We start from the raw sequence: 23,833 nt of genomic DNA on the forward strand, positions 1-23,833 counted from the left end.
TATAACTTGTCCTAAAAAAGGCTGAATGAGTTTCTAAAAGGATTTTTCATTGGCAACTAAAAAACACCTTAAAAGCCAGAGTTCCCAAATCAGATTTTAGAATTGATTTTGAGTTCGTAAAGAATTATTAAGCATTACTTCAGTAAAAGTGTAACAATCAATCAATCTTTATGTCTTTACTTTAACTACTAAAACTATCCAATATGAAAAAACTTCTCACAGTAATAATCTGTTTATGCTTTTTGTTTGGTTGTAAAAAAGAAACAAAAAAAAACCTCTCACCCAAAGCTCTACAAATTAAAAATGCATTACTCAAACAGAAAGATCATTTTGATGCTCCAGGAATTGCTTTTGGACTTATTAAAAATGATACAATTTTATATGCCGATGCGCATGGCGTTAAAAGTCTAGATACGAATGAGCCTCTAACTTCTCGTTCATTATTTCATATGGCATCTGTTTCCAAGCCTTTTGTTGCAACAGCAATCATTCAATTAGTAGAACAAGGAAAAATTGATTTGGAAGAAAAGCTTACTCATTATTTACCTTATTATACAATGGAAGATGAGCGATATAAAGACATTACAATTAAGCATATGCTTACTCATACTTCTGGAATTCCAAATATTAATGATTATGAATGGGATAAGCCGCAATATGACGATGGTGCAGTAGAGCGTTATGCAAGAAGTCAAAAGGATGTTAAGCTTGATTTTACTCCTGGTGAAAAATTTAATTACAGTAATCCTGCATTTGATATACTATGCGATGTAATCGCCAAGGTTTCGGATAGGACTTTTGAAGAGTATATGAAAGAGAATATCTTTAAGCCAATTGGTATGAAAAACAGCACCTTCTTTAAGCATGAAGTTCCCAAAGATTTGGCTACAAAACCACATATATTAGGGGATAGTCTTCAAATGATTGTTAGTGAAATTTATCCTTACAACAGAATACATGCTGGAAGTTCAACACTTCACTCAAATGTTGAAGATATGTTACTATGGGCTCAAGTATATCTTAACAAAGGTACTATCAACGGCAAACAAATTTTTAGCAAAAAATCCTATGATTTGTTAACAAGTATTTACACTTATAATGGAAAAAACAAAGTTCATTTAAGCTGGTTTTCGGGAAAGTTAAATGATATTCCTATTTACTATCATAGTGGACAAGACACTGGTTATAATTCATTTTTTGGTTTCATGCCAGAAAAAAATTTAGCATTTGTTATGATGGTTAATGCTGATGAGTTCTGGACTTCAAACAATTGTGCAAGAATTATAAAGAATTCTGTCTTTAATGATAGTATACATTTAAAAGGTCCTTTAAGCTACAAGCTTAAAGACTATATTTTAACAAGTGGTATAGAAAAAGTCAAAGAGATATATCAAGAAGAAGAACAAAAAAAACCTCAAGACTATTATGTCAATGCTAAATATTTAGATAATTTGGGTTATTGGTTGATTGATAGAAAACACCCAAAAGAGGCCTTAGATGTATTTTTATATCTTGTAGAGGTTGAATCTGACTACGCTGGATGGGTTTCCAGTGTGGCTGATGCTTACAAAGAACTGGATAGTATAGATTTGGCGATACAATGGAACAAAAAAGCTCTTAAAATGGATTCAACCTATGAGTATGCGAAAGAAGAGATAGAAAGGCTTTTAAAAAAACAGTTGAATAATTAATTAGAAATTATGATACAAATAAGAACTCTAACTTAATCAAAACAGAATTTATACTGTAAGGAAAAATCAGTAATTCATTTTATAGTGTAAGGTTTTTTTAGTAACATAACTAAACAACTGTAAGGTTAAATCAGTATAAGACACAATAATCTAAATCTAGTTTTTCTGATAAACAACGATAAAAGTTCTTTTTGGGAATGCGATCACTCAACCAAAAACTATCGAATAACTGCTCTTAATATATCTTCTTGCCTTGCAGTATTTAAGATAAGAAATTTATCAATATTTCAGATTTGTGTAACAGGCACATCGTATAAAATTAATTCCTTGGATCTAGACTACTTACTAAAATTCTCGCGGGCTTTTTAGCTCTGGTTTATTTACTAACTTTTGAGCTTAAATCACACAACAAATCTTATACACACGTTAGAGACAATTTGAAAAATACACAAAGAGAAATCAGTTTTTAGATTAATATATGGTATTATTCTTGAGGTTACCTTTTAGTCAAAAAGAATAACAAACTAAATTCTAACCAAACAAATGAGAAAGCTTAAAATTATAACTACAGCAATCATATTGTGCCTATCTTTCAAAGGAATAGCGCAATTTAATCAAAATAACGAAAAGCAAATAGTAATAGGAAAAGTTGATAGCCTGTATTCAAATATATTACAAGAACAAAGAGAGATTTGGGTACATGTCCCTGAAGAATTTGATAGTCTTAAACAATATCCAGTTATTTATGTATTAGACGCATCGAAACATTTCTATGTTATTACCGGAATGTTAAAACAACTAACCCCATGGAAAATTCCCCAATCTATAATAGTAGGTATAAAGAATACAGATAGGACTAGAGATTTCACACATACCAACGTGCCTTTTCAACGCGGACACAAATCGGAAACTTCTGGAGGTGCTAGTAATTTTATAAAATTTATAGATCAAGAGTTAAAACCATTTATAAATGATAAATATCCAACAGAAAACAACAATACAATTATTGGTCACTCAACTGGAGGTCTATTTGTACTTTACTCTTACTTGTATCACGAAAACTCTTTTGATAATTATTTAGCAATAGATCCAAGTCTTTGGTGGGATAAAGAAAATCTAGTGAAAGCAACTCAAAATCTAATAAATAAAGGAAATAAAAAGAAAAAGTCATTATATATAGCTGTAGCAAATAGTATTGGTAAAGCAATGGACACAGTTAAAGTTAGAAAAGACAAAACAGTTCCTACTGAACAGATTAGAGCAAATCTAAAGTTTCATGATTTATTAGTAAAAAACAGTAAAATGCTTCACTTCACTTGGGAATATTTTAAGGATGAAGACCATGGAAGTATTGTTGTACCAGCTCAATATAATGGATTGCGATCTGTTTTTTCTTGGTTTCCATTCCCAGAGATGTGGAGATTTAATACACCAAAAGAATATTCTACCAAAGAATTAACAGAACCATTTTATTTGCATTATAAAAAATTAAGCATACGTTTAAAGCGTGAAGTAAAACCAGATTGGCAGTTACTAAATGATCTTGGTTTCTTTATGTTAGATGGTCATAATCTTCCTAAAAAAGCCTTAGCATATTTAGAAATGAATGCTGATTTCTATCCTAATGAATCAAAAAGTTTTGTTGCTTTAGGTAATTATTTTTTATCTCAAAAAAAGAAATCAGAAGCAATTAGGCACTATAAAAAAGCCATCGAAATAGATAAAAACCAAGACGCTCAAGCTAAACTAAAGGAATTGGGTGAGTAATAAAAATAGTCTTTAGAACATCGTGAATAATGAATTGCTTTTTTAAATTTACATATAAAAGTTTTATCTAAATGGTAACACTTTTATCAATTCTTCGTCTTCATTAAATAACCAATAAACTTATTAAATGAAATTTAAAATGGGAATTTCAATTGTCACAAATCAAAGTGACCTAGATACAGCTAATAAATTAATGAAAACCGTCAATGGTATAATAAAAGAATTAAAGTAAAATATTTTGTAATAACACGGTATGAGATTCTAAAATAAAGTCCAGAATGACATACTTTATAGCTTTATGACATTTCGCGGACATACTTTTTTTTCATAACAAGTCAATTAAAAAAACTGTCAACCTATTTTAGGACGACACATACTTACTTTTTATTTACTCTCAAACAAGTCTGCGTTTTCCGCAACAAAGGCTTCTAATACTTTGAAGAAATTCAAGATATCTTCTTTTGTATTTGTAGCATTTACAGTAACTAATCTTACAAACGTATCAGCATTAAATGAACCAAAACCTACAACCGTAATTTGGTGCTCATATAATACAGTACAGAGTGTTGTTGGATCTATATTTTTGTAATTGAAACAAATAGAAATTGAATCATCAAAACTGTATAAAGTGTAATCTGGATTATTTTTAACATAATCACGAGCAACTGTAGCCAATTCAAATTGTTGGTTCACAATCTGTTTTAAACCAGTTGTTCCAACAGATTTCCAAAGGGTCCAAAATTTTAAAGCATCATTTCTTCTTCCACACTGAAATGAAGTTTTACCTAAGTTAAAATCGTCTCCATCAGTTTGATATAAGTAATCGGCATCGTTACTAAATGAGTTGTACAAATGCTTTTTATCTTTTACAAGAATAATTGAACACGTTAGAGGCGTACCAAGCATTTTGTGTGCATTGTAACTGAATGAATTTGACCTTTCAATACCTTTTAATAAGTGACTGTAGGCTTCGCTAAAAATTACACTTCCACAATATGCGCCATCAACATGCAACCATATATTGTATTTTTCAGTAATAGTAGCTAATTTATCTATGGGATCAAAAGCTCCTAAAACAGTTGTTCCAGCTGTAGCGTTTACGTACGTTGGCACATATCCGTTATCTATATCTTCAATAATTGTTGCTTCTAATTTTTCAGGAACCATTCTTCCTGTTGCATCAGTTTCAATATAACGAATGTTGTCTTTACCTATTCCTGCAAAACTTGTGTTTTTTGCGTTAGAATAATGTGATTCTTTAGAAGTATATACAATCATTGGTTTTGAAATTCCTTTAGACCTGCATGCCGGATCTTTGGCGTCTCTTCCCATTATTAAAGCCATATAATTACTCATAGAACCACCAGTTGGGAATGTTCCATTACTTTGCGAACCATACCCAATTAATTCACATGATTTTCTAATAATTTCTTGTTCAATACCAACTTGAGGTCCTGCAACTTTGTACGTATACATGCTATTGTTTAGCATTACTGCAAGCAAGTCACCTAAAACAGCTTTGCCTTGTCTACCGCCAAATAGTTGGTTAAAAAATAAGTTTGTTGCTGTTTTTGGAGTAGATATTAACACATTTTGAAGCGCAGTTTTAAACGCATCATCTACCATTGGCAATTCGTTTAACGAAAGGTCAACAGCATCATATAATTTGTGTGCATCTATTCGGTCTGCAACTGGGTTATTTTCTTCTTCATTTAATAAAATTTCAGTAAGTTCATTAAATAAAGTAATATCACTATGTATATTAGACATTCAATTCTTTTTTAGTTTGTTGTTTATCTAGCAATTGTATCGTAGCTTAATTCCTTGTTGATGATTTTTTTAGATTTTTCATCAAAAATATTACAATTACTTATTGGTTTTGCGTATAAATGAAGAGACATACTTCTTTTTTCTGAAAGGTTTTCTAAGCAATGATATCCCATAAAATCGATCATATATGAAATGTCATTTACTTTAGAGATTGTTGAAGTAATAGTAACTAATGTACCATTTTCATCTTTTTTATAGATGGTTTCTCTAAATTCACCTTCAATAACTTTTACCCAACATTCTTCACCGCCGTGATCATGAATAGGTGTTTTTTGTCCTTTTTCCCAACACAATAGGATGAGTTCAAATTTTTCATTTTCCATAATGCAGTTTCGAGTGTAGCATGTAGTAGACCAAGAACAATAGTCCTTGAAAACCTCACTTGACAAATTTATGGAACGTACTATATGATTGTATGTCGTCCTCTCTTCCTCACAAAGAGCGGTGATTAAATCATCTAATGATTGAAGAGTTGAAGATTTTAGTTCTTTAGAATTCAAATTATTATCATTTTTGTTGATATTATTCACAAATCCAAGGGCATTCCTCAAATTCAATTCATTATTTCAGTAGTGTATGAAATAACTTGCGTTTTGCAAAAGTAATGAATTTTATGCTTTTTGATGAATTTTTAGCAAATATTCAATAATTATGAGCAAAAAATACAAATTTCACTTTATTTTTTACTCGTTTATGAATTTCAATACTAAAAATGTATTTTTTTTGATGAAGAAGTAAAAAAAGCCAGAAAAATTAACTTTTCTGGCTGTATCAAATTTATTTTAAAACTGTCTAGTAATTTTCAGAACGATTCTATTTAGTAGTAATTCATTAATAATTACTTCCGTATCATTTTAGTTATATAGTTTCCTTTTGATGTTTGAAGCTTTAGAAAGTAAACGCCTGATCTTTGTTGTGATATATCAATTTGGTAATTGAATGTTCCTCCTGTTTTTCGTCCTTTAGCAATTGTTTTTAGCAGTTTTCCATTCATATCAAACAACAACAACGCAATCGTGTCCGTTTCTGAAATGGTAAAAGAAAGATTGGCAATTTCGTTTGTTGGGTTAGGATACAAAACGATCTCAAGTTTAGGCGCATTGTTTTCAATACTCAAAGTTGTTGCATCAAACTCATAAGCGCTCATATCTACAGTAGTATTAAATATTCTATCATTAGAAAGTATATCTGTCATAAAAACGCCTGTATTATCGCCAACATCAATACATGGAGATGCATTTTGTAATTGCAAACCATCATCAGCTGTCATCCAAATTCCGTCTGCACCTGCGCCAGATGCAATATCTAAAAACATAGGGTTTATATCAATATTTCCTGTTCCAGGACCTGAAATTATATGTGGAGAACTTTGCCCAGTAAGATCAATATCTGAATATGTTGCTACAACTTCTGCTCCTGTTCCTCTCACATGAAATTGCGGATTAGCACCTGTTGCCGTATTATTCCAAACAATGCAGTTTTGCAACGTTACCGTACAAGAACCTGATGATCCGCCTCCACCTTGATCTAAATTATTCGCTATAAAAGCGCCACCATAACCGTTTAAAGCTGAATTGTTTATAAATGCACAATTAATTAACATCGGATTACAATTTCCACCACTACCGCCCCAAGCATACATAGCGCCAACATTTGTAGCGGACGTATTTTCATAAAATATTGAATTGATAATTGTTGGACTTGCCGTGCCGCCAACACCATAACTGTCCATTCCGCCTGCTTCAATTAACGCATGATTTTGAGAAAAGATACAATTAATGTACGTTGGCAACGTATTACCACCATTGTAACCATTATTAAAAGCGCCAGCGCCCCAAGAAGCTGTATTTTGTCTGAACAAACAGTTTCGGACAATCGGATGGCAATTTCCGCCAGGATTATATCCATGATTGTACATTCCGCCACCTAAACCGTTTCCGTTATTTGTTGGATTTCTATCATCATTTCCGCCTTCTATAATAAAACCATCTATAATGGCAGACGCATCTAATTGTTGATTATACACAACTTTATAGCTATTATCGGCTATGCCTGCTACGCCAATTTCGCCACTTAAAATAGTAGTTAAACCGTTTGTCAATACTCTTTCTGACACCAATGTTTCTGTACCAGCAAAGCTTCCATAAATGGTTACACCATTCCGCATACTAAATGATATCGTTCTATTTGTTGTAGTTGTTGTATAATAAGTTCCTGCGGCAACCCAAACCTCATCGTTAACATTTGATGCATTAATGGCGGCTTGTAATGAAGTGCCTGGCAAAGCATTTGCCCAACTTGAACCTTCTAAAGTTCCAGCTCCTGATGGTGTTACAAATAGCGTTGCCGCTTGTGTTGTAGTAGCAAAAAAAATGAAGATTGTTACTAAGAGAATATTTTTTTTCATCGCATTATTATTTAAGAATTAATAACAAGACAAAAATATTGCTAACAAGAATTTTGAGTATCCTACATTATTGAAACTAAAAGAATCAGGACGTAAATGGGCGTTTTTCCTGAAAGATTGTAGGTAGTATTAATATGTGTGTGTTTAAAAATTTTAAAGTGTATCCAAAATTGATTGTATTTCTTCAGATTTGAAATCTTTATTTAGTTGTTGAATTGTGGTAAGATGTTGTCTTGCGCTTTCTATATCTTTATTCTTAATTTGAATTAACGCTGTATACCAAAGTGATTCAACTTGATAACCAAAAGTTTTGGTATTTAATAATTGTAATTCCGCTAAAGCCATATCAAACTTATCTTGATTTAGTAATGACATTGCATAGTAAAACTTGATTGCAGGACTTGAAGTCGTTTCTAATAATTTGTGAAAGTTGGTTTCTGCAGTTTTAAAATCATTACTTTCATAAGCTTTAAATGCTTCAAACTGTGCATCTTTTTGATTGTTGCCTCGTGTAACAGGCAGATAGGTGTTTGGGCAAGTTTCAAAATATGTTTCGTACAAATCACCATTTGACTTTAATACATTTATCATAAAAAACACACCAATAACTAATACCGCAACAATTGCTATTTTATTGTAATTACGTTGCAAAAAGCTTTGCGTTTCTGAGCTTGTATCTTGTGCATCTAATGCTTGCAAACGCTTTTTTATTGCCTTGCTTTTAGAGAGTTGAAATGCAGCAGCCATTTCCGTATGCGTTTCATACAATGCTTGCAGTTCCAAATCTGTTTCAAGCAACGTTTCAACCTCAGTTTTCTCTTGTTCGGACAAGCGATTGGCAATGTAATTTTGTATTAAATCTTCTTTATCCATTACGCGTTATTTTAAATAAAGATTTTAAGCGTTTTAAACATCTCGATTTGTGGCTTCTCACCGTATTTCCGTCAGTATAATCAGTTAATTGAACAATTTCATCAATCGTTAAATTTCGATAATAAAACAATTCCAAAACCTTTTTACAGCTTTCAGAAATCTTGTCTAAATTTTGACTCAACATTATAGATCGTTCCGATGGAACTGGTTCTTCTATACTTATTTCTGTGTACATTTCTTCTTCTATTTCAACACTCAAAAAAGTTTTCTCTTCTTTTAACTTCTTCAAAATTTTAAATTTTCCAATGCCAAATAAATAGGTTTTTATAGAGCTTGACGTAATAACTAATTGTGATGAAACAAAATTATGATGCATTGCAATGATGGCATCTTGGTAGATATCTAGTGCATTGTATGTGTCTAAACCATACTTCTTTGCATAATTTAGAAACTCACTTTTGTGTTTCATATATATAGTCTCAAGCGCTTTTTTATCATCAGATCGCAATAGATCTTGTAATTCAGCATCTGTGCTATTTCTACTCATTAGTTATGCAAAAGATTAAAATATTAACAATAAAATGATTTTTTTTTGTGTAGCTGTTAATATTAGGCTTGCTAAAGATACAAAAGGATAAACAAACGTATTTATCATGAAACATAAATTAAGCATTCTATTCCTTATTTTTTGCGTATTATCATTTCAAAATGCTGATGCTCAGATTTTTAAAAAAGCGAAAGCAAGAGCAAAACAAAAAGCAAAAGAACTTGAAAATAAAGCTTTAAACAAAGTAGAAGAAAAAGCAGAAAAAACTGTTGATGATGTTTTGGAAGGCAGAAATGATCCAAATGCTGGAAAACCTACTTCTAAAAATGAAAAAGATTTTGGGGATGTTATTATCAAACATTCAAAGAAATATGGAAGTGTTCAAATAACAGAAGCTACAAAAGTGAAGGTCACTAAAACCAATTCGGGCTATAAAATTACTGGAAATTGGTGGTCGCATGAAGCAGATATTTATGATGGGTTTTCAATAGAAATTAAGACCGATAAAAATTTAAAACACGATATCGAAGAAGCAAAAAATGCAGGAATACATGTGTTTAAAATTCCAGAAGAAGCTTCCTTACTACTTGGGTACGATCCGCAATTACCCTATAATAAAAAACCTGAGAACGACTTTAAACGTGCGGTTACCGACGATTATCAAAATTACAATATTTCAAAAGGCGAAGTCAGTATTGATGTACTATCTGATGAAACAATTCAAATTAGTTTCTCAGGAAAAGTTACGTTAAGAGAAGTAATTCGAAAAGCAAACATTGACGAGTATACTGAAACTTTTTTTGAAGCTTCTATTACTGGCGGAATCGACTCAAAAACTCCTCAATTCTTCAACAATGAATCAATTACCAAAAAGAAAGATGATGAAAAATCGGTTACTTCTTCTGGTAATATGAATTCGGAAGGAACTTCTAACAATACAGTTGCTGGCACATATAATTTTACGCATGAAACGGTTACCAAAATTACAGTTCCTGAACAAAACAGGACCTATAACATGTCATATTTAATCAATCCGAATGCGAAATACATTGCGATCAAAGCTGACATGAGTGAATATTCAGATGAAGAAATGAATGGCGAATCAATTATTGTAATGGATAAAGGAAATGCACACATTTTTGTAGAAACGGCTGGTATGAAAATGCGCATGTCTAACGGAATGATGGGACAACAAAAAATGAACAATCCCACAGATAAAATGATGAATTATGACTACGCAAACCTTACTAAAACAGGAAAAACAAAAACAATTTTAGGCGCAACTTGTTATGAATATACCATGTCAGATTCTAACGTAAAAATGAATCTTTGGGTTGCTCCAAGTATAAACTTACCAAATTGGTTTGTACAAAATAATGAAGTTATCAAAGGACACATCATGGAATATACAATTGTGTCAAATGAAGGAACGATGAAAAGTGAAATCATTGCTATCAATGACAATATCAGTAAAACCATCAATCCGAAAGAATACAAAAAAATGTTTTAATCAATAAAAAATGAAAAGAAAATTACTCCTAATTACAGCGCTATTTATAAGCTCAATCACGATTGCACAAACTACATATGTCCCTGACGACAGTTTAGAAGCACGTCTTCAACAACTTGGTCTAGATTATGGACCATTAGACAACCAAGTATTCACAGGTTTCATTGATAATTTGGAAAGCTTTAATTTTGGAAATTTTATCGTAACTGACATCACAGGTTTGCAAGATTTTGTTTCCTTGAAGAGTTTAACTGTTCGTGGTGAAATTACAGATTTATCACCCATTGAAAACTTAGTAAACTTAGAAGAATTAGCAATTAATGACGTGTTGGACACTTCTGTAGATTTGAGCGCATTGGTCAACCTAGAATATTTATACATCGATGATGCGGCACTTACAAGTTTAGACCTATCAAACAATAGTAATCTTTTAGAATTCGCTATCGGAATTACACCACTAACTGAACTAAACCTTTCAAACAATCCTGTATTGGATGATGTAAGTATTTTTGAAACTGACTTGAGCCAACTAAACTTTTCAGGTTGTGCTTCTCTTACTAATTTAGTGATTAGTTATTGTCCTTCTTTAATAAGCTTAGATGTCAGTCAAAATACGTTATTGGATATCTTTAGGTTTGATAATAATGTATTGATGCCTTTTTTGGATTTATCTACAAATACTGCATTAATAGATGTCAGAGCTCGTGACAATACAGCTTTGGAAACAATTTATATTAAAAGTGGAAGCAACACCAACTTAGGTCAAAATTTTAGAGTAAAAGACAATCCAGCATTAACCTGTGTAGAAGTTGATGATGTGGCTTGGAGTAATACCTTTTGGGGATTTGGCACTGATTACTTTTCAGGGTTTAACGCAAGTTGTACTCCAACAAATGACGATTGTTCGCAAGCCGTTCCAATTACGCTGGCACAACCAGCATCAGGAACAACCCTAAGCGCAACCAATAGCACAAACACACCAAGTTGTCAAGAAGATGGAATTACCATACTAGATGTTTGGTATGAATTCGTTGCGCCACCATCTGGCAGTGTTACCATGACAATAAGTGCTGGTTCGCTTGTCGCAAAAATAGCCTTCTACAATTCATGTTCAGATGCACAACCTCTTTTCTGTGAAGAAGGAGAATTAGCAGTAGAAAATCTCACACCAAATACTACCTATTATCTACAAGTTTGGTTGGAAGCAAATACTATGAACAGAGATGCAACTCCCGAAAATGAAAATGGCGGTTTTGTACTCAATGTTCAAGATACAAGCACATTATCTGTAAATGATGTTGAGAACACTTCAAATCAGCTTGTAATGTATCCAAATCCAGCAAAAGATGTAGTAACCATCACTGCACAAACGGCAGTAAAAGAAGTTTCAATATATGATCTATCTGGAAAATTAATTTTAAAAACTAAAAACAATACTGCAAACACACAAAACATTGAACTTTCTACGATCGCAAACGGCATGTATTTGGTTCAAATTAAAACAGAAAAAACAACAACACTAAAAAAATTAATCATCAACTAATACAACTATGAAAACAGTAAAACTGATTGCTACATTCACATTTATCTCCTTTATACTCACAGGATGTTTTGGAGATAAAGACACTATTATTGGAAAAGAATTAGGAGATACGAGTTTTATAAACAAAAACTTTTCAGGAAATAAAATAGCTTTTGCAGCACTTCCAAAAAATATGTGTTCGTACATAAACGAAGCGAAAATAAAAGAACTTTACCCTGATGCTACAAAAATATTATTTGATGATGGAAAAACGTTTCAAACCAAGAGTTGCCGATTTTTAGTATACAATAGTGAAGAAGAATATAATTACCTTAGTGGAGCCATTTTTGCAGTAGAAGATCAGTTGGCAGAAGGTGAAAACTGGAAAGAAACTTGGGAACTAAAAAAGAAAGTATCAAAATCTTCAGAGTTCGTTTCGGGACTAGGAAAAACAGCTATTTGGGTTGGAAAGAAAAGAGAACTTTTTATAAAAATGGATGGATATATGATAACGATTACCGTTCCAGGGTCAACGTTTAAAGAAGAAGAAGTTGCTAAAAATCGTGATTATAAGAGTATCGCATTAAAAATTGCAAATAGTACAGGTCTTTTTTAAAAAATTGTATTTTTAGGCTATACATCAATAGTATTAATAAAAGTGAATACACCCAAACTACACATAATTACATTCGTACGCATAGTTTCTTTACTATGCGTACTATGTATATATTCTAGTGTAGAAGCAACAAACATTCGGTTTCAAGATGGTGAAAAGCAAGATACACTTTCTACGCCTGCAATACATACCTTGTGGAAAACAGCGAATGCTTTGTACAACACAAATGCGTTTCAAAAACTTTCAAATTATTTAAATTCACACATCAACAACGTGAATCCGAAAACGGAAAGAGACAGTTTGGATATTGCCGATTTATACTATTATCAATTTGAAGTAACTTATAAAGAAAAAAAGTATCTAGAAAGTGTCAATAGCATTCAAAAAGGACTTCCCTTTTGTGCAACAAATACTAGCAAAAGAGGCATTCACATAAAAGGTGCATTATATTATAAAAAAGCATATGGCGAATCTAGTTTGAATTTTGCCAAACGTGCTCAAAATAGCATGAAAACGGCTATTGAATTCCTATCAAGTGATTACAATCCTAATTTAGATTATTTAGTAGATGCGTATGTGTTTTTATCAAGTGAAGCGGCATACTATGGCAATTTGACAGATGCAAAACGCTACATTCGTTTGGCAAAAAATGTATATGCAAATCATAGAGAATTTCTTGATAAAAAACGGTTAGATCGATATGAAATTGTACTAGCGTACAGAGAAGCGTACTTATTGTACAAACGCGCCAAAACGAAAGAAGATAGCTTGCAACTAACGAATGTTGTACAAAAGCTAAACGAATTGCAAGCGTCGCCAAAGTTCAACAAACACGAACGTATTTATTACAGTACGGCAATGAATCATGTAGGTGATTGGTACATTAGTCACAAAGCAGATTCCTTAACAGACGAAAAAGATTTAGAACTCGGAAACTACTATTTAGACAAATCAATTGATTTAATTGAAAACAAAAATTATCCTGGCAATCTGTTTGTATTTAAATATAACAAATGCAAAGCGCTTACGAAAGGAAATCAATTACAAAAAGCAGAAAAACTCATCATTGATTTGCTAAATTCAATGTCCGTAACTGATGGACGAAAACCTTTTTTTCTAGCACAAAAAGCACTTATTAAAGCAAAATTAAAACAAAAAGATAGCGCATTACACATTTTTCATTCGGTTATTGAAAATGTACATTCGGATACGACCAAACTAGCAAAAAATTACAGCAATTTTAAACCAAGTAAATCATACGGACATGCAAGATTATTGCGAAGAGTTGCTGAAAAATTAGAAGAATTTTATAACGATGATCCTGAAGTTAAAAAGACGATTTCCAAACTCTATCATTTGGCATTTCTTCAGTTTGAAAACAGTTATGCGAAAACAAAATTCAATCCTGTACAAAACGAATTATTACGTAACATACTCTATGGTTTTCTAAACACAAAAAAAGAAGATTCGGATGCAAAAAATATGTCTATAAATGAACTACTAAGCAGCACGGAAACCATGATGAATCAAATGACATGGCAACGTTTTTATCAAAATAGATATACCAACAATCTTCCAGCATTAGATTCTTTAAAATACAGACACCTAACACTCAGAACATTACTCACTTCCGCAAAAAGAGGCGAAAACATTCGAGCACAAGATTCTATTCAAGAATTGATCAATAAGCACGTAACATTCACCAACAAAAAATTTCCGAAATTAGAATTATTGAGTGAAAAAAAGTTTCAAATTTCAGACTTGCAAAAAAACCTAAGTGCGGATGAATTGGTTGTCAAATACATCATATTTGACAAGAAAATTGCGGTATTTTCCATTACTGCAAACGACATACATTATGAACTTCGTTCGTGGAAACAATCAGAAATTGCACTTACTGAAAACTTAATTACAACTATAAAAAACAGAAAATACGACAAAAATGCGGCAACACTTTTAGGAAAAACAATCTTACCAACAATTGCCGATCACATCAAAAAAATAATCATCAATCCTGATGGCGAATTGTATAAAATTCCTTTTGAAGTTTTACGAACAAAGGATCAATTTCTTACCGAAACGTATGAAGTTAGCTATACTTCCAATCTAAAATTCATTCATCTAGAAGACGATAAAGAAAAAAGAAAAGCGGCAACATTATCAATATATGCACCAACTTATGAAGGAAACAGTACTGCGCTTGCCACTAGAAGTGCGTCTACAAGTTTAGAAGGCGCAAAAGCAGAAGCCGAAATTATTGGCAAGTTATTTCCATCTAACATATACATTGGGAAAAAGGTGTCTAAAAAATATTTCATAGAAACTTCGTCCAACGCAAGCATTCTTCATTTGGCAATGCATGCCGAAATAAACAACAAAGAAGCTGGATTGAGCAAACTCTTATTCAGTAAAAATAATACAGCTACTGACGATTTGTATTTGGAAGAGCTCTACGCATTAAATTTAAGTGCCGATTTAGCCGTTTTAAGCGCTTGTAACACAGGTTTAGGAAAAGAAAACGCTGGTAGAAGTATGGAATCGTTTCAACGCGCATTTACGTTTGCGGGCGTTCCTGCTACGGTAGCAAGTTTATGGGAAGTTCCGGATAGATCTACGAGTGAAATTATGGAGAATTTCTACCGACATTTACAAAAAGGAGTTTCAAAATCAAAAGCATTGCAAAATGCCAAACTCGATTATGTACACACACACAAAGGTTCCAAACTCGCACAACCGTATTATTGGGCAGGTTTTATATTGTATGGCGATCAAACTGCGGTAACTACACAAGCTTCAGACATGATTTGGTATCTGTTGGGAATTGGAATCGTTTGCCTGTTTTTGTTATTTTTTGTTAGAAAATTAAAAGACTCAACCTAATTCAATAACATCACAGTAAGAAGTACTTCTCGATACAATTTTCTGTCAAAAATCACTCGAAGTGACGTTTAGTATTTAGAAAGCAAATCAACGAATAAACAAATTAAAAAACCTTCAAATCATCAAATCAATAAAATCCTCAACTTCTTTTTGAAAAGCTTCTTCATTGGCTAAAAAAGCAACTTCAATCGGCAAATAATACAAATTTCTCAAACTTCCTTGCAAACGCATAAAATCCTTCTCTGTAGTTAAAATACGTTTGTTTCCAGCTTTTTGTTTAATTACTTTTAGTTCGCTTTCGCTGAAATGGTGATGATCAGGAAACTTCAAATGTGCATACGATACTCCTTCATCGTTTAAATGCTGCAATAACGGTTTCGGATTTGCAATCCCTGTAATTAAAATAAATTCATCTTTCAAAGAAGATAATAACAATTTATCATTCTCACTTTGAATCGTTTCTGCATACGAAATCGTCGTAAAAAATACTTTTTGATGTCCTTTTGGACGTAACTTTCGCGTAATTTGAAGCATCTTACTTTCCGAAACTCCTTGCGGACATTTGGTCACGACGATTACATCGGCGCGTTTTGCGCCCGAACGTGGTTCACGCAAATTTCCTGCGGGCAACATAAAATCGTTCACATACAAATCGTGATACGGCGTTAATAGAATATTGAAACCTGCCGTAACTTTACGATGTTGAAAGGCGTCATCCAACAAAATAACTGCTGGAGCATTTGGCAAATTTTGCAGCGCTTCAATTCCGACAGTTCGTTGTGCTTCTACCGAAACAATAATTTCGTCTGTAAACTTGCTGTAAAACTGTAATGGTTCGTCACCAATATCAGTAGCTATTGTTTCCGCATTCGCAACTAAAAAACCACTCGTTTTGCGTTTATAACCACGACTTAGTGTTGCAACTTTATACTTTTCTTTCGTCAATCGAATTAAATATTCAATCATTGGTGACTTTCCAGTGCCGCCAACACTTAAGTTTCCAACACAAATTACGGGAAAATCATACGATGTTGATTTTAGCCAACCTTTATCAAACATCCAATTGCGCACAAACACAATGGCTCCATAAAGTATGGAGAAAGGCAATAATAAAAGTCGGAATGATCGCATGAAAGCGAAAATATACTTTTTTAAGGAATTCAAATACTAAAAATCACTCCTTTTTAACATATAGTTTTTCATTGGAAGCAAATAATACCAGCTGTTTTTCTTGTTGTTCGCCATGTTTTATTAAAATTTTAAAAAATCGATAACTATCTGGATACACCGAAATTGTAGGTGAAATTAAATTTTCCGTTTTGTATAATTTGCCTTGTGGCGATTCGTCAAAATCAGCAATTACAATATAATAGAAACTTTTAAAAGCTTGTAATTCGTCGTCGTCACTAACGCGTTCGTCACTCAAAACTTTCACCGCTTGCATCCTAAAATATTCATTACTTCTTGATAATACGTTGTTTTCATTAATTTCTAACACAACTCTAAAAAGACGATTGTCTTCAATAGGAATAATTCCACGCCGCGATTGCGATAGCATAAAAGTTGTTGACAAAAAGAGCAGGATCGTACACATGTTTATTCTCATAATTTTATATTTTATTTAATTAATCCATTTAAAGTAAGTGAATCATAGAAAAATTTCTCAAAATAGTTCATAAGCGTAGCTACAAATTCGTAAGCGTTCTAAATAGGCTTGTTTTTGAATTTTATCATACGGTTTTTTGGCGGTTATTTCTATATTTGATAAAAAGCTATAAAGATGATCGTTCAAGATATTATTTCACACATTGAAGAATTATGTCCACTCGCCTATGCAGAAGATTTTGACAATGTTGGTTTGTTGGTTGGAAACAGCAAACAAGAAGTTATGGGTGTATTGATTTCCTTAGATACACTCGAAAATGTAGTTGATGAAGCTATTGAAAATAACTGTAATATGATTGTCAGTTTTCATCCGATTATATTTTCTGGCTTAAAAAAAATTACAGGAAAAACCTATGTAGAACGCGTTGTTTTAAAAGCAATTAAAAATGATATCGCAATTTATGCCATGCATACGGCACTTGACAATTCGTGGAATGGTGTCAGCGATCGAATGTGTGACGAATTAGGCTTGACCAATAAATCTATTTTAATTCCGCAAAAAGGAACTATTAAAAAGTTGGTCACGTTTGTTCCAAAGAAAAATAGTGAAGAAGTCCGAAACGCTTTGTTTGCCGTTGGTGCTGGAAGTATTGGAAATTATAGCAATTGTAGCTTTAATATGGACGGATTGGGAAGTTTTCAAGGAAATGAAGCATCAAATCCTACGGTTGGTAAAAAAGGAGAAACACATTTTGAAGAAGAAGTACAACTTGGAATTACGTTTGCAAAGCATTTAGAAGGAAAAATTATTAAAACACTTCATTCAACACATCCATACGAAGAAGTTGCCTATGAAATTACAACGCTCGAAAACACAAATCAACACATAGGAATGGGCATGATTGGTGAACTTGAAAGACCAATTACAGAAATGCACTTTATGACGTTATTAAAGACGAAAATGAACGTTCCTGTGGTAAGACATTCAGAATTATCAGGAAAAATGATTAAAAAAGTTGCTGTTTTGGGTGGAAGTGGTAGTTTTGCTATTGGAAATGCAAAACGAGCAGGAGTTGATGCGTATGTTACGGCAGACTTGAAATACCATGATTTTTATAAGGCTGAAAACACAATTTTATTGGCTGATATTGGTCATTATGAAAGTGAACAGTACACAAAAAATCTTTTATTTGAGTATCTTACGAAAAAAATTCCTAATTTTGCGATCATTTTATCAGCAGAAAATACAAATCCAATCAAGTATTCATAAATATGGCAAAGAAGAAAGAAGTTACGGTTGAAGAAAAATTACGCGCGCTTTTTGATTTACAATTAATTGACTCTCGTGTAGACGAGATTAAAAATGTACGAGGAGAACTTCCATTAGAGGTAGAAGATTTAGAAGACGAAGTAGCTGGATTGAACACTAGACTAGAAAAGTTTCACGGAGATCTTGATCAAATTGATGAAGATATCAAAAGCAAAAAGAATATTATTGAAGAGGCTAAAACCTTAATCAAGAAATATACGGAGCAACAAAAAAATGTTCGAAACAACAGAGAATACAATGCTTTATCTAAAGAAGTTGAATTTCAAGAGTTAGAAATGCAATTGGCTGAAAAGCACATCAAAGAATTTAAGGTTTCTATTGACCAAAAGAAAGATGTAATTGCACAAACGAAAGAACGTGTAGATTTAAGAGAATCACATTTAAAGCACAAAAAAGCTGAATTGAATGATATTCTTGAAGAAACTAAAAGAGAAGAAGAATTTCTTTTAAAGAAGTCTGAAGAGTTCGAAAAACTAATTGAAGACAGATTATTAGCGGCTTACAAACGAATTCGTAAAAATGTTCGTAATGGATTAGCGGTTGTAAAAATTGAAAGAGGAGCTTCTGGAGGTTCATACTTTACAATTCCACCACAAGTTCAGGTTGAGATTGCTTCTAGAAAGAAAATCATTACTGATGAGCATAGTGGTCGTATTTTAGTTGACCCAGCATTAGCTGAAGAAGAAAAAACAAAAATGGAAAAGCTTTTCGCTAAGTTTTAATTCCAACAAAATATATGTGTATAAAAACCTCGCTACTAGCGAGGTTTTTTTGTGGCTTTTAGTTCGTATAGCAACGGATAGAGTTTGTCTTTTGTTTCGTATAAACCTTCGTTATTTTTTACCAAGTCTGGCAATACATCGTATGGTGATGCATCGTGCTCTGTTAGAAACTCTATGGTAAGTCCAGCACCTATCAATGCATTGATAACGTCTCCCAACCCATGATTCCAAGCATATTCTTTGCTTGTCATTTTTGTTTCTCCATCTTCTGCGTACGTTCCTTCGTACTCTTCATAAATTACTTCTTCTTGACTGTATGCGTATTTTAAAACGGTTGGCGTTTGCAAATAATCAAACATCCAAACAATTGGATGAAATTCTACCATATAAAACGTTCCACCATCTTTTAAACGTGAGGCAATAATTGTTGCCCATTTTTCTAAATCATTCAACCAACCAATAACGCCGTAACTTGTGTATACAATATCAAATGTATCCGTTACATGGTCATTTACATCAAATACATTACAACAATGAAATTTCGCATCTAAATTTAATTCTGTATTCAATGATTTTGCAAGTTTAATAGCTTCGTCAGACAAATCAATTCCGGTTGCTTTTGCGCCCATTCGTGCCCAACTTAGCGTATCTTGTCCAAAATGACATTGTAAATGTAGTAACGATTTCCCTGCTACATTTGGCAAGCTGTTCAATTCGTATTTCATCAAAGATGATTTCCCTTTTTTAAAAGATTCCATGGCATACATTTCACTTTTTGCGTGAATAGCAACCTTTTTATTCCAAGTTTCTTTGTTCGTTTTAAAATAATTATTAGTCATTTCGTCCGTTTTTTATACCTTTTATCGTATAATTGTCATTAGTTTTTATTCATTACTACAATTGTAAGGAATTTAAATTAATTCGTACCCGAAAAAATCTTACTAAATACACAATAATGACTATGAAGAAAACTACTTTCCCCTTTTTAAAAAGTATTTTGATACTATTTTTAATGATGAGCATCACAAGTTTTGCTCAAAATGTAGATGTTATACTAACTGTAGATTGGCCAGCTTGGTCATCAGAAAATAAAGTTGAGTTGTACAGTCCAAGTGGTATGCTATTACAAACTATTGATAATGGTTATGATGGCAACGGAAATGCTCCGTATGATGAAACTACAACTGCAGTAAGTTACCCAGTAGACAATAACACACCAGCTGGATCTGGATATTACGTGATTTTGTATGACTTTTATGGTGACGATTGGAATAATAGTGGAAGTTTAACCATCACAGCTGATGGACAAACTGCTTTTACTTTTGACGGAGATTTTAATCCAAATAGCTCTTCCAATCCAGTTGAAGTTACACAAACATCCTATTTTGCTTTAGAAGAGCCTGCGGCACCACCTCCACCTTTTCCTGGAGTTTCACAATTTGATACGAGCGGAAACGAATACATTGAATACATTCCTGGGAACATGCCTATTATTATTTCTGCACCACATGGTGGCGTAAAACAATCTGGGCAAACAATTGGTGGAACTTTTTATCCTGACAATGATAGTGCATTACCAGACAGAAATTGCGGAACAAATGAAAGAGATGACAATACAGAAATTTTAGTTCGTGAAATACAACAATCTGTATTTGAACAAACTGGATGTTATCCATATATCATTATCAACAACTTACACAGAAGTAAATTAGATCCTAACAGAGAACAAAATGAAGCAACTTGTGGAGACGCAGATGCATTGTTCTATTGGAACGCTTTCCATAGCTTTATTGATGACGCAAGTACTGATGTAATGAGCAAATGGGGAAAGGGTTTATACATAGATTTACACGGACAAAGCCATAGTATTCCTAGAATTGAAGCTGGATATAATATTTCTTCTTCTGATTTAAATAATACAAGTATAAACTATTTAAATTCAGTTTCTAACTCTACTATTACAAATTTGGTTAGTAACAACTTAGGGAATTTAACACAAGAACAACTCGTTAGAGGTAATACTAGTTTAGGTGGATTATTTGCCACAACTGGAGGTGCTTTTTACAACGCTCAAGGATATCCGGGTTGTAGTTCTACTGCCGGATACAGAACTGTTCCAAGTCATATAGACACTGGAAATTCAAGTTGTGATGATACACGCCCATTTTCTAATGCCTATTTTGATGGAGATTTCTACAATAACAGACGTCACGGATCTGGACCAACGGCAAGTGATGGACTTGGTGGTGGTGGAACCATTGATGGAATTATGACAGAAGTAAACAGACGTGTACGTGACTTAGGAACCTATAATGGAAATGTATTTGATACAAGACCACAAACATTAGTTCCGTTTGCAGATGATTATGCAACTGTAATTAAAAACTATATCGATTTACATTACAATGATTTTGCAACGTTCGCATACGCTTTAAACACATATGCAACTGACGATGCAGATCCGACACCAATGAAAACTACAGGTGTAACTGGTGTGTTTACATCAACTCCAGCAGGATTGATGATTAATGCAACTACGGGAGAAATTGACTTATCAATGTCTACAGATGGAATGTACACAATTACACATACCGTTGGAGATTGTGATTTATATACAGCATCTACAAGTATGACCATTACAAATACATTAAGTACGCCAGATGTTGAAGATACTACGTTTGCTATGTATCCAAATCCAACAACGGGAAGACTACAAATTGAATCAAAACAAACACTTGCACAAGTAATTGTATACAACTTAGTTGGGCAACAAGTAAAATTATTTACAATGCAAGCTGATCAACACTCAATTGATATTAGCCAATTAAAAACAGGAAGTTACTTTGTTAATGTACAAAGTACAACTGGAAACACTTATACGAAACTTATTGTGAAGAAGTAATTCGGATCAAAGTAATAGTTCTAAATCTTGAGAAAGCCTTGCAATTTGCAAGGCTTTTTTGGTTGTATACCGCTCAAAACTTAACGAGCTGATTTTGAAGAGTTCAAACTCTAAAATTGTGTCAAATTGATTTTTTTAGTTCCTATAATTCACGGAATCATCCCGTACGATTCTATTTTATCGTTATCCTTTTCAATACATTCGCTTTGTTATTATTTGTTCAACAAAATAGTATTCACAAAAAAACATCTATGAAAAGAAACTATTTTACAATTATTCTAGTATTTGCATTGCAATTCACTTTTGCACAAATTGTAAATATTCCTGATGCAAATTTTAAAAATGCACTTTTAACACACAATTGCGCAGATTTTGATGGAGATACATTTCCTGATGGAGATGCTGATACTAATAATGATGGAGAAATTGATGCTACCGAAGCAAATGCAGTGCTCGGACTTGACCTTGATTCCGATTTGATTGACTCTTTGGAAGGAATTGCTTCATTTACTAATATTCAATTCATAACGTGTGTCAATAACAATCTTACACAACTAGATGTTAGTCAAAACTTAAACTTAATGCAGTTAGAGTGTACTAGTAACGATATAATTGAACTTGATCTGAGCACAAATATAAACCTTACTATACTAAATGCTAACTTCAATGAATTGACAACTTTAACATTTGGTAACAACTCAAATTTAGATTGGGTTCGTTGTGCTAGCAATAATTTAACAACAATTGATTTTTCTCAACTTCCTAATTTAAGAAGATTATCTATAGGTTATAATCAACTTACCTCCATAGATGTATCTAACAACTTGCTTTTAGAAGAACTATTAACATTTAATAATCAAATCACTTTTTTTGACTTGAGTTCAAATACAAACTTAATCACATTACTTACTGCTTCCAATGCACTGAATTACTTAGATACAAGTAATAATCCGTTATTAGAAAGATTAGATTGTACATTTAATAATCTTGCATTTCTTGACGTAAGTACCAATACAAATTTAGTTGATCTATTTTGTCAAAATAATCTCTTAACTGGATTAGATATACAAAATGGTGCGAATACAAACATCAATTTATTCAATGCTACGAGTAATCCAAATTTAACCTGTATCAACGTAGACGATGCGGCATATTCCCAAAGTCAATCCTCTTGGACAAAAGATGCCATAGCAAGTTATGATACAAACTGTCCTGCATTGAGCACAGAAGAATTTCAAACTAATACTGCAATTTCATTGTTTCCCAATCCAACATCAAGAAGATTACAGATTGAATCAAAACAACCCATTTCAAACATTACCATCAATAATTTGGTTGGACAACAAGTGAAAGCGTTCACCATACAATTACATCAAAAATCAATTGATATATCAACACTAAAAACAGGAAGTTATTTTGTAAACGTACAAAGCACTTCTGGAAACACATACACGAAACTTATTGTAAAGAAGTAATTCTTGTCAAATAGTTAGTTGAATTGAAAAGCCTCGCTGGTTACGAGGCTTTTTTTGATTCCTAACAAATAATAATTAACAAAGACTATTTCAAAAAATCATTGTGAACAACGCAACACAATTACAAATCTTTTAAAACAATCTTTCACTTTTTGA

General features: G+C 32.6%; 18 protein-coding genes. 10 read left to right on the forward strand and 8 right to left on the reverse strand.

Features of this window, described 5'->3' with window-relative positions; all coding sequences use genetic code 11:
* The first annotated feature begins 203 nt into the window (after nt 1–203).
* Together ACQ654_RS07900 and ACQ654_RS07905 are read left to right on the forward strand one after the other, a co-directional pair.
* Entirely contained in the window at nt 204–1,691 is a 1,488-nt protein-coding gene (locus ACQ654_RS07900) for a serine hydrolase (RefSeq protein WP_430409780.1), read from the forward strand.
* Nucleotides 1,692–2,234: 543 nt separating this feature from the next.
* Entirely contained in the window at nt 2,235–3,458 is a 1,224-nt protein-coding gene (locus ACQ654_RS07905; RefSeq protein ID WP_430409781.1) for an alpha/beta hydrolase-fold protein, read from the forward strand.
* 384 nt (nt 3,459–3,842) lie between these two features.
* Here the strand turns inward: ACQ654_RS07905 and ACQ654_RS07910 are convergent, their stop codons facing one another.
* From ACQ654_RS07910 to ACQ654_RS07930, 5 genes are all read right to left on the reverse strand, one after another.
* Nucleotides 3,843–5,228, reverse strand: coding sequence for a pyridoxal phosphate-dependent decarboxylase family protein (locus tag ACQ654_RS07910; RefSeq protein ID WP_430409782.1), 1,386 nt, complete (start codon nt 5,226–5,228; stop codon nt 3,843–3,845).
* A gap of 23 nt (nt 5,229–5,251) precedes the next feature.
* Entirely contained in the window at nt 5,252–5,818 is a 567-nt protein-coding gene (locus ACQ654_RS07915) for a cysteine dioxygenase (protein WP_430413012.1), read from the reverse strand.
* A 308-nt stretch (nt 5,819–6,126) separates the two neighbouring features.
* Complete coding sequence (locus ACQ654_RS07920) at nt 6,127–7,695, reverse strand: T9SS type A sorting domain-containing protein (protein ID WP_430409783.1); 1,569 nt, start codon at nt 7,693–7,695, stop codon at nt 6,127–6,129.
* Between the two features lie 153 nt (nt 7,696–7,848).
* Entirely contained in the window at nt 7,849–8,568 is a 720-nt protein-coding gene (locus tag ACQ654_RS07925; RefSeq protein WP_430409784.1) for an anti-sigma factor family protein, read from the reverse strand.
* Complete coding sequence (locus ACQ654_RS07930) at nt 8,561–9,115, reverse strand: RNA polymerase sigma factor (RefSeq protein ID WP_430409785.1); 555 nt, start codon at nt 9,113–9,115, stop codon at nt 8,561–8,563. The genes ACQ654_RS07925 and ACQ654_RS07930 overlap by 8 nt, the downstream gene beginning before the upstream one ends.
* Before the next feature lie 106 nt (nt 9,116–9,221).
* On the opposite strand from ACQ654_RS07930, the gene ACQ654_RS07935 reads away from it, so the two are divergent.
* From ACQ654_RS07935 to ACQ654_RS07950, 4 genes are read left to right on the forward strand one after another with little or no spacing between them, the layout of a single operon-like run.
* Nucleotides 9,222–10,625 (forward strand): DUF4412 domain-containing protein, encoded by a 1,404-nt coding sequence (locus ACQ654_RS07935; RefSeq protein ID WP_430409786.1) that lies wholly within the window; start codon nt 9,222–9,224, stop codon nt 10,623–10,625.
* A gap of 10 nt (nt 10,626–10,635) precedes the next feature.
* Complete coding sequence (locus ACQ654_RS07940; RefSeq protein ID WP_430409787.1) at nt 10,636–12,168, forward strand: T9SS type A sorting domain-containing protein; 1,533 nt, start codon at nt 10,636–10,638, stop codon at nt 12,166–12,168.
* 7 nt (nt 12,169–12,175) lie between these two features.
* Nucleotides 12,176–12,763, forward strand: coding sequence for a hypothetical protein (locus ACQ654_RS07945; RefSeq protein ID WP_430409788.1), 588 nt, complete (start codon nt 12,176–12,178; stop codon nt 12,761–12,763).
* A gap of 42 nt (nt 12,764–12,805) precedes the next feature.
* Nucleotides 12,806–15,643 (forward strand): CHAT domain-containing protein, encoded by a 2,838-nt coding sequence (locus tag ACQ654_RS07950; protein WP_430409789.1) that lies wholly within the window; start codon nt 12,806–12,808, stop codon nt 15,641–15,643.
* 114 nt (nt 15,644–15,757) lie between these two features.
* Here the strand turns inward: ACQ654_RS07950 and lpxK are convergent, their stop codons facing one another.
* Both lpxK and ACQ654_RS07960 read right to left on the reverse strand, forming a co-directional pair.
* Nucleotides 15,758–16,774, reverse strand: coding sequence for a tetraacyldisaccharide 4'-kinase (gene lpxK / locus ACQ654_RS07955; protein ID WP_430409790.1), 1,017 nt, complete (start codon nt 16,772–16,774; stop codon nt 15,758–15,760).
* Nucleotides 16,775–16,817: 43 nt separating this feature from the next.
* Nucleotides 16,818–17,249, reverse strand: coding sequence for a hypothetical protein (locus ACQ654_RS07960; protein ID WP_430409791.1), 432 nt, complete (start codon nt 17,247–17,249; stop codon nt 16,818–16,820).
* 174 nt (nt 17,250–17,423) lie between these two features.
* On the opposite strand from ACQ654_RS07960, the gene ACQ654_RS07965 reads away from it, so the two are divergent.
* On the forward strand, nt 17,424–18,518 hold the full coding sequence (locus tag ACQ654_RS07965) for a Nif3-like dinuclear metal center hexameric protein (protein WP_430409792.1): 1,095 nt from the start codon (nt 17,424–17,426) through the stop codon (nt 18,516–18,518).
* Nucleotides 18,519–18,520: 2 nt separating this feature from the next.
* Nucleotides 18,521–19,300, forward strand: coding sequence for a zinc ribbon domain-containing protein (locus ACQ654_RS07970; RefSeq protein WP_430409793.1), 780 nt, complete (start codon nt 18,521–18,523; stop codon nt 19,298–19,300).
* Nucleotides 19,301–19,335: 35 nt separating this feature from the next.
* Here ACQ654_RS07970 and ACQ654_RS07975 read toward each other — a convergent pair whose 3' ends face one another.
* Complete coding sequence (locus tag ACQ654_RS07975; protein WP_430409794.1) at nt 19,336–20,139, reverse strand: class I SAM-dependent methyltransferase; 804 nt, start codon at nt 20,137–20,139, stop codon at nt 19,336–19,338.
* Between the two features lie 122 nt (nt 20,140–20,261).
* On the opposite strand from ACQ654_RS07975, the gene ACQ654_RS07980 reads away from it, so the two are divergent.
* Nucleotides 20,262–22,202 (forward strand): T9SS type A sorting domain-containing protein, encoded by a 1,941-nt coding sequence (locus ACQ654_RS07980; RefSeq protein ID WP_430409795.1) that lies wholly within the window; start codon nt 20,262–20,264, stop codon nt 22,200–22,202.
* Nucleotides 22,203–22,453: 251 nt separating this feature from the next.
* The gene (locus ACQ654_RS07985) at nt 22,454–23,677 is read left to right on the forward strand and encodes a T9SS type A sorting domain-containing protein (RefSeq protein ID WP_430409796.1); all 1,224 of its coding nucleotides are present in this window, start codon (nt 22,454–22,456) and stop codon (nt 23,675–23,677) included.
* Nucleotides 23,678–23,833: the final 156 nt, after the last annotated feature.

The organism is Kordia sp., from assembly GCF_965283645.1.
Lineage (GTDB): Bacteria > Bacteroidota > Bacteroidia > Flavobacteriales > Flavobacteriaceae > Kordia.